This is a genomic window from Alistipes sp. UBA6068, from assembly GCF_949428155.1.
Taxonomy (GTDB): Bacteria; Bacteroidota; Bacteroidia; order Bacteroidales; family Rikenellaceae; genus Alistipes; species Alistipes muris.
This window is the reverse complement of record NZ_CASQFS010000005.1, coordinates 64,030-76,857: the sequence shown is the minus strand read 5'-3', so window position 1 is coordinate 76,857 and position 12,828 is coordinate 64,030. Positions and strand designations below refer to the sequence as shown.

The window sequence follows — 12,828 nt, the reverse complement described above, 5'->3', positions numbered from 1 at the left end:
GTTTTCGATATTTTATCAACATATCCGACCTTTCGGAGAGCCTGCGGCCCCTTTTTTGAACGTTGCTTGTGCGAATATCGCAGCTTTTTCGTATCTTCGCATGTTAAACCCGGACTATGTCACTCGAAATTCCCGAACTCCTCTTCCGCGGCATCTGCGTGGGCATCGCGGCGTCGATTACCGTCGGCCCCGTGGCGGTGCTCTGCATCCAGCGCACGCTCTCCAAGAACCGGCGTTCGGGCATCGTCTCGGGCATCGGGGTCGCCTGCGCCGACACCTTCATGGCCATGGCGGCGTTCTTCTTCTACTCGATGCTTCAGAGCCAGATCGAGCAGTACAACACCGTCCTGCGCATCGTCGGCGGGCTGCTGGTCATCGGGGTCGGCATCTACATCTTCTCGCAGAACCCCGTGCCGCAAATCCGGCGCAACCGCGCGGGCAGGAGCTCCCTGTGGCAAGATTTCGTTTCGATTTTCGGGCTGACGATCGCCAATTTCATCATGGTCATCCCCTATATCCTCGCGTTCTTCGCCGTCTTCAACATTTCCAGCGGCGACGTGCAGGGGCAGGGGTTCAGCGGATTCCTGCGGGCCGTGCTGGTCATCGCCGGATTCTTCGGCGGAGCCGCCGCGTGGTGGACCTTCCTGGCGTTCTTCATCAACCTTTTCCGGCGACGGTTCCGGCCGCGCCACATGCTGACTATCAACCACGTAGCAGGAGCCGTCATCGGCATCCTGGGCTTGTACACCATATTATCCACCTTTTTTGACATCTTCCCCAATGTCGGCCACTGATAAGAAAATCATCATCGCCGTCGACGGTTTTTCGTCGTGCGGCAAAAGCACCTTCGCCAAGGCCATCGCGGCCCGCTTAGGCTACATCTTCATCGACACAGGCGCTATGTACCGCGCCGTGACGCTCTACGCTCTGGAGCACGGCGCCATCCGCTCGGGCATCGTCGACGAAGAAGCCGTCTGCCGCCTCCTGGACCAGATCGCCATCACGTTCCGGTTCAATCCCGCGCGCGGCGCCAGCGACATCTATGTCAACGGCGACTTGGTCGAGGGCAAGATACGCACCATCGAGGTGAGCAACTGCGTCAGCCAGGTGAGCGCCATCCCCGCCGTGCGCAAAAAGCTGGTCGCCATGCAGCAGGAAATGGGCCGGCGCCGCGGGGTGGTGATGGACGGCCGCGACATCGGCACGGTGGTATTCCCCGACGCCGAACTGAAGCTCTTCATGACGGCCGACCCGGCCGTGCGGGCCCGGCGCCGCTACGACGAACTGACGGCCAAAGGCCAGCAGGTGACCCTCGAAGAAATCGAGCGCAACGTCCGCGAACGCGACAAGGCCGACATGAGCCGCGCCATATCGCCGCTCCGGCAGGCCGACGACGCCATCGTGCTGGACAACAGCCGCATGACCGTCGACGAACAGATGGAGTGGTTCGTCCGGCTGTTCGACGAAACAACGAAGGGTTGACACCATTCATCGGCCATGCAGATCGAAATCGACGACAAATCGGGGTTCTGCTTCGGCGTGGTCCGGGCTATCGACGAGGCCGAAGCGGCGCTCGCCCAAGGGGGTGCGGTCTTTTCGCTGGGCGACATCGTCCACAACCGCATCGAGGTGCAGCGGCTCGAACAGCTGGGGCTGCACACGCTCACGCGCGACGGAATGGCCCAGGCGGCAGGCGGGCGGATGCTGATTCGCGCCCACGGCGAACCGCCGACGACCTACGCCGAAGCCCGGCGGCTGGGCATCGGCATCATCGACGCCACGTGTCCCGTCGTGGCGCGTCTGCAAGCCCGGGTCGTGCAGGCGCACGCCGAAATGCAGCCCGTCGGCGGGCAGGTGGTCATCCTCGGCAAACGGGGCCACGCCGAAGTGGTGGGGCTCACGGGGCAGGTCGGCGAACCGACCATCGTCGTGGAGAGCGAAGAAGACCTGGCGCAAATCGACTTCGCCCGGCCGATTCACTTTCTGTCGCAGACCACCCAAAGTATCGCGCTCTTCGAGCGGCTGGGCACCGAAATGCGCCGCCGGGCCGCAGACCCTGCCGCCGTGCGCATCGACGACACGATTTGCCGGCAGGTATCGGGCCGCGAACAACATCTGACCCGGTTCGCCGGGCGGTTCGACGTGGTGATTTTCGTATGCGGCCGCAAGTCGTCCAACGGCAAGGTGCTGTTCGAGGTGTGCCGCCGGGCCAATCCCCTCACCTACAACATCGAGGAAGCCGCCGAATTGCAGGCCGGATGGTTCGAGGACGCCGCATCGGTCGGCATCTGCGGCGCCACGTCGACCCCCAAATGGCTGATGCAGCAGGTCGCAGAAGCAATCCGGAACGAAGAGCTGCCGCCGTCCGCTTTCGGGAAAACCTGCATGAAATAGACAACCTTACACTTTTTACCTGATATGAACTATTTTCTTCGCTCGCTGAAATACTTCGCCGCCTTGTGCATCCTGTGCTTCGCTCTGATGGCCTTGATGCTCGTGACGGGCACTTCGGCCCTTTCGGCCCGGGAGACGTTCTACGTCATGTTCCACACGACCCGCTACCTGACCCTGCTGGGCGCCATCGTCGTGCTGGCGGCGTTCTACCCGCGTTTCGGCTTCGTGGTCCGCAGGGTCGAGGGCGACACGGCGCGCCACCGCCAGCAAATCGTCAACGCGTTCAAGTCGGCAGGGTTTTCGCTGGTGAGCGAGGCCGACGGTACGATGACTTTCCGCGCCGACGGGTTCTTCCATCGGCTGATGCTGCTTTTCGAGGACCGGATCGAAGTTTCGCAGGAGGGAACGCACATCCGGCTCGACGGCATCCGCCGCGGAGTGGCACGGGTCGAATACCGGCTGGATTCCTACATACGAATGACCGGATACCATGAATAGAAAATACCGTTATCTGCTCACGGCCGCCGCAGCGCTCGCCGCCGCAGGTCTGCTGACCTACGGCAGCCGCAACGACTTCGGACTGGGCCGCAACATGGAAATCGCCGTCAACATGATGCGCGAGCTGTCGGTGGGCTATGTCGACCCCGTCGACCCCGACAAGCTCATGCTCGGCGCGGCGCAGGGGATGGTCCGCGACCTGGACCCCTACACCGAGTTCATCCCCGCGGACGAAATGCCGGACTTCGAGCTGATGACCACCGGCAAGTACGGCGGCGTCGGTTCGCTCATCCGCAAAAAGGGCGAGTGGGTCATCATCGCCCAGCCCTACAAGGATTCGCCGGCCGACCGCGCCGGGCTGCGGATCGGCGACCGGATTCTGGCCATCGACGGCAAGGAGGCCAAAGGATTCACCACCGAGCAGGTCTCGGCGGCGCTCAAGGGCGACCCCGGCACCAAGGTCAAGGTGACGGTCGAGCACCTCGACGGTTCGCACCGCACCGTCACCCTCACGCGCGAACGCATCGCCATCCCCAGCATACCCTACGCCGGACGGGTCGCCGACAGCATCGGCTACCTGCGCCACAGCGATTTCACCGAGGGTTCCTACGAGGAGATGCGCGCCGCCATCGAGCGGCTGCGGCAGGAGGGGCCCCTGAAAGGGTTGATTCTCGACTACCGGTCCAACGGCGGCGGCATCTTGCAGGAGGCGGTCAAGATTCTTTCGATGTTCGTGCCCAAGGGCACGGAGGTCGTGAGCACCAAAGGACGCACCGACCAGTCGAAGCAGACCTACCGCACCGCTTCCGAGCCCGCGTTCCCCGACCTGCCCTTGGTCGTGCTGATCAACGGCAGCACCGCTTCGGCCGCCGAAATCGTCGCCGGAGCGTTGCAGGACCTCGACCGCGCCGTGCTTATCGGACAGCGCAGCTTCGGCAAGGGGCTGGTCCAGAGCACCCGTCCCTTGGGTTATAACGCCATGCTCAAGCTCACCACCGCCAAATATTACATTCCCTCGGGCCGCTGCATCCAGGCCATCGACTACTCGCACTCGCAGGACGGAGCCGTCAGCGCCGTGCCCGATTCGCTCATCGGCGAATTCGCCACCCGCGGGGGCCGCAAGGTCTACGACGGCGGCGGCATCATGCCCGACCTCCCCACCGAGCCCGAATACATCAGCCGTTTCGCTGCCACGCTCTATGCGCTGGGATTCATCGACGACTTCGGCGACGAATACATGCGCCGCCACCCCGAGAAGCCCGCCGACCTCACGGCGTTCGCCATCAGCGATGCCGACTACGCCGACTTCCGCGCATTCATGGAGGACAAGCACGTGCCTTACGAATCCGATTCGCGCCGCACGCTCCGGCAGCTCCGCGAGGCGGCCAGGGCCGACCGTTTCGACGAAATCGAGCGGCAGATAGCGACCATCGAGGAGAACCTGCACGACGACACGCAGGCCAACATCGAGACCTACCGCAAGGAGATCGAGCGGTCCATCAACAACGACATCGTCCTGCGCCACGGCTACGCCCAAGGGGTCGTCGCCCGTTCGCTTCCCGATGACAAGGAAGTGCAGCAGGCCGCCGCTCTGCTGCAAGACCCGCAGGAGTACCGGCGCATCCTCACCGAGCAGGATACGCGCCGCAAATAACCCCCGGAAGCCATGAATTTCCGTCGCATGCTCTCGTTCCGCAACCGCGTGGTGGTCATCGTCGTCGGGGTGCTCTTAGGCGCGCTGTCGCTCCTCTACACCAACAACATGGCCACGCGCCTGCGCGAAAAGGAGCAGCACGACGTGGCCTTGTGGGCCCACGCCATGGAGCGGGTGAACCGCGATGCGATGGGCGGTGCCATGGCCGACCCGCTCGTGGCCGACATCATGTCGACCAACAACAACATCCCGTTCATCATCACCAACGAGAATCTGGAGGTCATCACCTCGCACCTGATTCCCGACCGCATCATCGACCACCCCGACCTGCTGCGCCGCCGCATCGACGACTTCACCGAGGAGAATCCGCCGCGGCCCGTGCGGTTCTGGTGGCCCGACGAACACTACCACATCATTTTCTACGGCAAGTCCCGACTGCTCAAGTCGCTCTATTGGTTCCCCTACGTGCAAATTCTCGTCGTCACGGTCTTCATCCTGCTGGGCTTCATCGCTTTCCGGTCGACCAAGCACGACGAGCAGAACCGCGTGTGGATCGGGCTGGCCAAGGAGACCGCCCACCAGCTGGGCACCCCCACCTCGTCGCTCTTAGGCTGGATCGAGTACCTCCGCTCGCAGCCCGTCGACCAGTCGGCCGTCGACGAGATGAACAAGGACCTCACCCACCTGATGAAGATCGTCGACCGCTTCTCGAAAATCGGCTCCGAAACGCCCCTCACCCCGGCCAACATCAACGAAACGGTCGGCGAATCGGTCATGTACTTCCGCAAGCGCATCCCCCGCAACGTCACGCTCGGCTACAACGGCCTGGCCATCGCTCCCGTGCAGGCCAACATCAACACGGCGCTTTTCGAGTGGGTGGTCGAGAACCTGATGAAGAATTCGCTCGACGCCTTGCAAGGCCACGGTTCCATCGACGTGCACATTTCGGCCGACGAGCACCACGTCATGATCGACGTCCGCGACACGGGCAAGGGCATCCCCAAAGGCAACTGGAAGCGGATTTTCGAGCCCGGGTTCACCACCAAGACCCGAGGCTGGGGGTTGGGGCTTTCGCTCTCGCGCCGCATCGTCGAGGAGTACCACCAGGGGCGCATCGCCGTCGTCGACTCGGAGATCGGCCGCGGCACCACCATCCGCATCACCCTCAAACGCACCTTCGTCTGATGCCCGACACGGTGACATACCTCCGCCCGGCGGCTGCCGCCGACAGCGTGGCCGCCACTGCGGGTTCTGCTGCTGCGGGATCTGCCGCCACTCCCACTGCGGGTCGGTCGGCCGTGCGCGGGGGCGCCGACAGCACGCACGGCGCGGCACGTCCCGGCGCCGCGCATTACTCCTCCTCCTCCTCCGCCGCCGTGCACCCCGCTGTCTCCGCCGCGCATCAAACCGCGCACCCCGCCGCCGACAGCACGTCGTCTGCGTCGTCCGCGTCGCACGCACAGGCCGACAGCGCGGCCGCCGGGGCGTCGGCGCTCGCCCGCGATACGCTCGCGCCCCTGGGCCGGGCCTTCAGCTTCGATCCCGCAGCCGATCCCGCGGCCGATCCCGCGGCGGATGCCCGGGCCGCCTGGCGCACGGTCGACGCCGCGGAGCTCTACGGCGCGCAGTCGGCCGCCGTCGCCGCGCCCGGACCCCGCGTCGGGGAGCGCGCGTCGCTGGTGCGCAATGCCGCCTTCGAGGGGGCCGTGCTGCTGCTCGCGGGGCTCTATGTCATGCTGCTCTACCGCCATCTGGGCGACGTGCGCAGCCTCCTGAGCCGCATTTCGCGCGACACGGCATCGGTCGAGCGCCTGGCCGAGGACCCGGGCCGCAGCGGCTTCGGGCGCTTCCTGCGCGTGGCCGCCGCCATCGGGCTGCTCTTCGCCGGCATCGCCGTGGTGAAGGGCGCCGACGAGCTCGTGCCGCCTCACCGCGCGGCCGCCCTCGCGCCGATGGCCGTCGCGGCGCTGCCGGGGCTCGCCACGCTCCTCTGCGCCCTGGTGGCGGGGTTCCGCATCGCGGCGCTGCGCATCGCCGGGGCCGTCACGCGCACGCAGCCCTTCGTGGGGCAGCTGCTGCTCGTCGGGCGCATCTACTTCGCCCTGGCGGTGCTCTTCGCCGTGCCCCTCGTGACGCTCTACGCCCTCTGCCCGCGGGGCGGGGGGAGCCTCTGGCTCTGCCTCGCGGCGGGGGCCCTCGCCGTCACCTCGATGCTCTACCTGCGCGAGTCGCTGCATCTGTTTATTGGTAAAAAAATTTCGATTTTGCATTGGTTTTTGTACCTTTGCGCCGTGGAAATCTTCCCCGTCAGCTTCGTGTGGCTGCTTTTGGCGGGGAGTTCGCAATGAATCGTAAATCTTAAAGTCTGCTAATTTGGAAGTGAGGAACATCCTGGTGTCGCAGCCGCGGCCCGCCATCGTCGAGAAGTCGCCCTTTTACGAGCTCTCACGCAGTCGTCGTATCGAGATCGCCTACAAGCCCTTCATCCGCGTCGAGGGCGTATCGCTCAAGGAGTTCCGTTCGCAGCGGGTGGAGATTCTGACCCACACGGCCGTGATTTTCACCTCGCGCACCACCGTCGACAGCTTCTTCCACATCTGCGAGGAGGCCCGCATCACGGTGCCCGAGACCATGAAATACATCTGTCAGACCGAGGCCGTGGCGCTCTATCTGCAGAAATACATCGTCTACCGCAAGCGCAAGATTTCGTTTGCCGACGGTTCGTTCACTTCGCTCATCGAGTTGATTATCAAGCATAAGGAGGAGAAATTCCTGCTGGCTCTGAGCGAGCCCCACAAGCCCGAGCTGCCCGACGCGCTGTCGAAGCTCAAGCTGGCCGTCGACCCGGTGATTCTGGCCCGGACCGTCGCCGCCGACCTCGATGCCCTCCGGCCGGAAGAGTACGGGCTGCTGGCGCTCTATTCCCCTTCGGACGTCACGACGCTCGTCGAGAAGTTCGGTACCGAGGAGGTGCCCCCTGTGGCGGTCTTCGGCGAGGGAACGCTGCGGGCGGCCGTCGACGCCGGACTGCGAGTCGTAGCCAGCGCGCCGACCCCCGAAGCCCCGTCGATGGTCAAGGCCGTCGACCTGCTGCTCTCCAAGCTCGGACGCGGCGAGGAGGCCGAACCCGTCGACCTGCCCACCGACACCCACAAGGAGGAGTTCCTGCGCACCCAGCAGCACAAGCTCGCCAAGAGCCGCACCCGCCGCACCCCGGCCGAAAGCCGCAAATAACCCCGCACCCCATGCCCGACCGTTCGCTACCCCGCACTGAGCGGCTCCGTTCGCTCGGAGCCGTGCGGCGTCTGTTCGAGAGCGGCCACGGCGGATTCGTCTTTCCGTTCCGCTATGTGTGGTATGCCGAAGCCGATGCGGCCGACACCACGGAAGTGCTCTTTTCCGTGCCCAAGAAGTTCCACAAGCGGGCCAACAAACGCAACCTCCTGCGCCGCCGGACCAAGGAAGCCTATCGCCTGCAAAAGGGGATTCTCGCCCGGACCGGCCGCGGCACGAATCTCGACATCGCGCTTATCTACTCGTCCAAGGAGGTCCTGCCCTACAAACACATCGAACATGCCGTCCGGCGGATTCTGGAAGCGGTTGCCGGGCGCCTGTAAGCGGCTGCTTGCGTGGCCGCTCATCGGGCTGGTGAGGTTCTACCAACTCTGCATTTCGCCGCTCACCCCTCCGTCGTGCCGCTTTGTCCCCACCTGCTCGCAATACGCGCTGGAAGCCCTGCGCAAGTACGGACCTCTCAAAGGGAGCTGGCTCACCCTGCGGCGGCTCGCCCGCTGCCACCCGTGGGGCGGAAGCGGCTACGACCCGGTACCGTAAGCATATTTATCGGAAGCGCGTTCGCCCGCAGACTTTTCGGGACGGTCATTCGCAGCGGCCGCTGCAATGTTCGGAGACGGTCTCGCATTCGAGCGTGGCGTGGACGACCCCCGCTTCGGCAAGCAGTTCCTTGAGCTTGGGTTTCACGCACACCATCATGCAGGGGTCCGACAGCACGACATGGGCCGTCAGCGCCGCTTCAGTCGTGCTGATGGCCCAAACATGGATATGATGGACCGCCAGCACCCCTTCGACGCCCTTCATGCACCGCTCCAGCCCCGCCACGTCGATGCCCGCAGGCACGCCGTCGAGCGCAAGGCGCAGGCTGTCGCGCAGCAGCGACCAGACCGAACCGATGATGGCAGCCGCCACGACCAAACCCACAATAGGGTCGACGATGGTCCACCCGGTATGCAGAATCACCACGCCGGAAACCACAACCCCCACCGACACCAGCGCGTCGGCAATCATGTGCAGATAGGCCCCCTTGACGTTCAGGTCGCGCTTGCGGTCTTTCATGAAAAGCCACGCCGTGAAGCCGTTCACCAGCACGCCGATACCCGCCGTCCAGGCGATGACCCCGCCGGGGATAGGCGTGGGGTGAATCATCCGGTTGATGCTCTCGGCGATGATGACCCCCACGGCGATCAGCAGAATCAGCGAATTGAACAGCGAAATCAGCACCGTGCTCTTCTTGTATCCGTAAGTATAGCGCGGCTTGGGCCCGACCTGCGCCAGCCGGAACGCCAACATGGCCAGCAGCAGGCTCGCCACGTCCGAAAGATTGTGTCCCGCATCGGACAACAGCCCCATCGACCCGTACCACAGCCCCGCGCAGAACTCCACGGCCACGAACAGCACGTTCAGTCCGATGCCTATCAGAAAGGCGCGGTTGAGCGACGAGACGGGATGGTGCCGATGCTTCATGCGGAGGTATCGCTAATGGAATCCTTGATTTCGGAGAGTTCGACCAGTTTGTTGACAATGGCGTAGATCGTGAGACCCGCCGCCGAATGGATCTGCAATTTCGATGCAATATTGCGCCGGTGGGTGATGACCGTGTGGGTCGAAATGCAGAGGCAGTCGGCTATCTCCTTGTTGGTAAGCCCCTTGACCACGCAGACGATGATTTCGCGTTCGCGGGCGCTCAGCGGTTCCTGCCGCGCTTCGCCGGGGCCGTCAGCCGCAAGCCGTTCGACGGCCGGGATGAAAAGTTCGTTTTCGACGGCGTTGTGCGACGCCAGTTCCTCCTCGCAGGTGAAAATGTCGTAGAGCACGCCGTTCAGTTCGTTCGTACCGCCCGAGGGGTAGTATTTGATGATGATGTTCTTGAGTTCGTGCAGCCGCGCTTCGACCTGGTCGTGCTGACGGCGGAATACGTCTATCGAGTAATCGGCCTTTTTCTCCCCCGCGAGCAGCGCTTCGACATAGGGAAACACCGACTTCTCCTCGTAGGCCATGTGGCGGTCGACCTCGGCGGCATATTCGTCGAAATAGCGCATGATGGCGAACGACACGTCGCTCAGACTGCAATCGACCGCGCCTATCAACTTGCGCCGGATGGCGGGCAACCGGAAGCCGAGGAAATAGCTGTGTGAATTGTGGAGATAGCTGAGCAGCGACCGCACCGCCACGGCGCCCGAGAGCTCCACGCCGCCGCTGCGGTTGACCGACATGCCCACCACCGCCAGAAAGGTCTCGGTGTCGACTTTGTTTTCGGCGCACACCTCGGCGATGGTCTTGTCGCCGAAGCCCAGCGCAATGCCGAAACGGCTCATCACCTGCAACACCGGATAGCGGTCGCACACCAGGTCGCACATCCGCATGTCCGAAGAATAGCCCGAACTATACATAAGCATCTATTTTTCTGCGGGTTCAAAGTTAGCGATTCCCCCGCGGCCCGGCAATACCTAAAAAAGGGGATGCGGCTTCACAAGGGCGGCCCTCCGGGCGTCAGCGGCGGCCGATGTCGACGTAGGTGGTTTGGAGCAGGGTCCGCCCCGTCTCCTCCAGCCGTGGGTCCGACCCCGGAGCCGCCTGCCCCGTCGCAGCGTCGTAGAGCGCCCGGCCCGAAGCGTCGACCACGCCGAAACCGTCGTTGAACGTGTAGTAGGCGAACTTCGGAAGCGCCGGGTCGAAAATATCCTTGCTGTAATCGAAATCGTCGTGCGGCACCCCCAACTGCCCCAGCAGCGTGGCGCAGAGGTCTATCTGCGACGCGTATTCCTCCACCGTGCGGGGAGGGGTCGCAAGCGCCCCGCCGGTCCATATCATCGGTATCCGGTGACGCAAGGGTTCGTTGTAGGCCAGCGACGGCGGATAGGCTACGCTGTGGTCGGCCACCAGCACCACCAGCAGGTCGTCCCACGCGGGCGATGCTTTCCAGCGTTCGATCATCCGCCCCACGCACTCGTCCGCAAAAGCCGTCGCATTGAACATCCGGTCGCCGAACTTCGCATAGGGCACGTCGAACGGCGGGTGACTGCTCAGCGTCAGCAGCCCGGCCAGGAAAGGTTCCCCCTCGGCGCTCCAGCGGACGACCTGCTCGCCGAACCATTCGCACATGACCCGGTCGTCGTAGCCCCAGTCGGCCGGGGGCGTGTCGAAGTCGAAATCTTTCTGCCAGAAAAGCTGCTGCCAGCCCGTCGCATACATGTACGACGCCTGGTCGGTGAAATTGAGGTCGCCGCCATAGACGAAGCGCGTGCGGTAGCCCTCGCGTCCGAGCGAGCGGGCCATCGAGGGCAGGCTGCGGCTTTTGCCGGGCAGTTTCATGACAGAAATGCGCGTCTGCGCCGGAAATCCGCTCAATATTGCCACTTCGCCGCGGTCGGTCCGGAACGAGTTGGCGAAAAAGTTCTCGAACCAAACACCCTGCTCCTTGAGCCGCTGCATGCAGGGCATGACCGGTTCGCCCTCAGTCTCGGCATCCATGACGGTCCGGCCGAAACTTTCGAGGATAATCACCGCCACATTGGGCCGCGCGGTCCGCAGCAGCCGCTCCGCAGGCTGCGTGCCGGGGCGGTTTCCGCGGACGGCATCGAATTTCTGCGCCCGGGTGCGTTCGTCGAAAAAGGGATATTCCGCGGCATAGTCGGTCTGTTCGCCCAGCGTCGAGAGGAACGAGAAAACCGGATTGATAGCCGCATGGTTAAGCAGCATTTCGGAGCTGAAACAGACTTTCGAGACGTTGGCCACCGAAGCGCCCAGTCCGCCGCGAATCGCCAGGAAATCCAGCCCTGCCAGCAGCAGCACGCCCGCACTCCACGGCAAAGCCGCCCGCCACCGGAGCGGTTCCCCGTCGAAAAGCCGGACTACCCGCGAGTAGGCCCACCCCATCGCCGCCGCATAGAGCGCAAACAGCAGGGTCTGCCGCACGCCGAGCCAGAAATCGACGCTGGCCATCGCTTCGCGGGGGTCGGCAAGGTAGATAAGAATCGTGCCGTCGACCCGGAATCCCCAATGTTCATAGAGCGCCAGGTCCACGGCGAAGATAGCCGCCACAACGACCGAAACCGCAATGAAATAGCCCGTCAGCAGCCAGCGCATCGGCCGTTCCGGCAGCCGGACCCACAGCGACAGCAGCACGGCAAGCACGGGCAGCGCCGTCACATAGCCTGCCACGGTCATATCGAGCGCAAGGCCATGCCGCACCACCTGCCACCAGTCGGCGGCCGTGAATCCCCGCCCCACGGCATACCACGCCAGGAACACGGGCTTCTGCACGGCCAGCAGCAGCACCGTCGCCGCGAAAACGGCCAGAAGAAAGGCCAGCTTATGTTTCATTTAGATTTTCTCCCCGTAGGCCAGGTCGCCCGCGTCGCCGATGCCGGGCACGATGTACGAACGCGAGGTCAGCTCCTCGTCGACCGCCGCCACCCACACGGTGGTCGTCTGCCGGGGCATGTTCTTCATCACGTAGTCCACGCCCTGCTCGCTGGCTATGACCGACGCCACATGCGTATGGGCCGGAGTGCCGCCCCGCTCGCACAGCGCGTTGTAGGCCAGCACGAGCGACGAACCCGTAGCCAGCATGGGGTCGACCAGCAGCAGCGTTTTGCCCTCCAGGTCGCCGCACGAAATGTATTCGACCTTCACCGTGAACTTCCCGTCCTTGGTGCTCTTGCGGTAGGCCGAGACGAACGCGTTCTGCGCGTCGTCGAAATAATTGAGGAAACCCTGGTGGAACGGCAGCCCGGCACGCAGGATGGTGGCGATGACAATCCGGTCGTCGATCTGCTGCACGACGGCTTCGCCCAGCGGCGTTTCGACCGTCCGGGGCGTGTAGTTCAGTTCCTTCGAGAGTTCGTAGGCCGTGATTTCGCCGATGCGCTCCATGTTGCGGCGGAAACGCATCGAATCGGTCTGCACCTCTCTGTCGCGAATCTGGGCGATGAACTTGTTGAGCACGGTGTTCTGCTGGCTGAGGATATGCAACTCCATGATAG

Annotated in this window: 14 protein-coding genes; 10 read left to right on the top strand and 4 right to left on the bottom strand. The window is 63.9% G+C overall.

The window, feature by feature from the left end:
- The first annotated feature begins 116 nt into the window (after nucleotides 1–116).
- The 10 genes from QVG21_RS04130 to yidD all read left to right on the top strand — a co-directional run bounded on the left by QVG21_RS04130 (nucleotide 117) and on the right by yidD (nucleotide 8,380).
- The gene (locus QVG21_RS04130) at nucleotides 117–794 is read left to right on the top strand and encodes a LysE family translocator (RefSeq protein ID WP_251213909.1); all 678 of its coding nucleotides are present in this window, start codon (nucleotides 117–119) and stop codon (nucleotides 792–794) included.
- Nucleotides 781–1,482, top strand: a complete 702-nt coding sequence (gene cmk / locus QVG21_RS04125; RefSeq protein WP_251213910.1) for a (d)CMP kinase — start codon at nucleotides 781–783, stop codon at nucleotides 1,480–1,482. Before QVG21_RS04130 ends, cmk begins: the two co-directional genes overlap by 14 nt.
- A gap of 15 nt (nucleotides 1,483–1,497) precedes the next feature.
- Nucleotides 1,498–2,394, top strand: coding sequence for a 4-hydroxy-3-methylbut-2-enyl diphosphate reductase (locus QVG21_RS04120; RefSeq protein ID WP_287922513.1), 897 nt, complete (start codon nucleotides 1,498–1,500; stop codon nucleotides 2,392–2,394).
- Between the two features lie 24 nt (nucleotides 2,395–2,418).
- Complete coding sequence (locus QVG21_RS04115) at nucleotides 2,419–2,892, top strand: hypothetical protein (protein WP_251213912.1); 474 nt, start codon at nucleotides 2,419–2,421, stop codon at nucleotides 2,890–2,892.
- Complete coding sequence (locus tag QVG21_RS04110; RefSeq protein WP_287922511.1) at nucleotides 2,885–4,546, top strand: S41 family peptidase; 1,662 nt, start codon at nucleotides 2,885–2,887, stop codon at nucleotides 4,544–4,546. Before QVG21_RS04115 ends, QVG21_RS04110 begins: the two co-directional genes overlap by 8 nt.
- Nucleotides 4,547–4,558: 12 nt before the next feature.
- A complete protein-coding gene (locus tag QVG21_RS04105; RefSeq protein WP_287922509.1) occupies nucleotides 4,559–5,731 on the top strand; it encodes a sensor histidine kinase in 1,173 nt (390 codons plus the stop codon).
- 494 nt (nucleotides 5,732–6,225) lie between these two features.
- Nucleotides 6,226–6,894: a DUF4271 domain-containing protein gene (locus QVG21_RS04100; protein ID WP_287922507.1), complete on the top strand. Its 669-nt coding sequence runs from the start codon at nucleotides 6,226–6,228 to the stop codon at nucleotides 6,892–6,894.
- Between the two features lie 67 nt (nucleotides 6,895–6,961).
- Entirely contained in the window at nucleotides 6,962–7,780 is an 819-nt protein-coding gene (locus QVG21_RS04095; RefSeq protein ID WP_502871757.1) for a uroporphyrinogen-III synthase, read from the top strand.
- Nucleotides 7,781–7,791: 11 nt separating this feature from the next.
- Nucleotides 7,792–8,163 carry a ribonuclease P protein component gene (locus QVG21_RS04090; RefSeq protein ID WP_287922503.1) on the top strand — a complete coding sequence of 124 codons (372 nt, stop codon included), beginning with the start codon at nucleotides 7,792–7,794 and terminating at the stop codon, nucleotides 8,161–8,163.
- Complete coding sequence (yidD, locus tag QVG21_RS04085) at nucleotides 8,120–8,380, top strand: membrane protein insertion efficiency factor YidD (RefSeq protein ID WP_288816612.1); 261 nt, start codon at nucleotides 8,120–8,122, stop codon at nucleotides 8,378–8,380. Before QVG21_RS04090 ends, yidD begins: the two co-directional genes overlap by 44 nt.
- 45 nt (nucleotides 8,381–8,425) lie before the next feature.
- Here the strand turns inward: yidD and QVG21_RS04080 are convergent, their stop codons facing one another.
- From QVG21_RS04080 to upp, 4 genes are all read right to left on the bottom strand, one after another.
- Entirely contained in the window at nucleotides 8,426–9,307 is an 882-nt protein-coding gene (locus QVG21_RS04080) for a cation diffusion facilitator family transporter (protein ID WP_251213919.1), read from the bottom strand.
- Complete coding sequence (locus tag QVG21_RS04075; RefSeq protein WP_251213920.1) at nucleotides 9,304–10,233, bottom strand: helix-turn-helix transcriptional regulator; 930 nt, start codon at nucleotides 10,231–10,233, stop codon at nucleotides 9,304–9,306. Before QVG21_RS04075 ends, QVG21_RS04080 begins: the two co-directional genes overlap by 4 nt.
- Nucleotides 10,234–10,333: 100 nt before the next feature.
- Nucleotides 10,334–12,166 carry an LTA synthase family protein gene (locus tag QVG21_RS04070; protein WP_287922497.1) on the bottom strand — a complete coding sequence of 611 codons (1,833 nt, stop codon included), beginning with the start codon at nucleotides 12,164–12,166 and terminating at the stop codon, nucleotides 10,334–10,336.
- Entirely contained in the window at nucleotides 12,167–12,823 is a 657-nt protein-coding gene (gene upp, locus QVG21_RS04065; RefSeq protein ID WP_251213922.1) for a uracil phosphoribosyltransferase, read from the bottom strand.
- Nucleotides 12,824–12,828 lie beyond the last annotated feature (5 nt).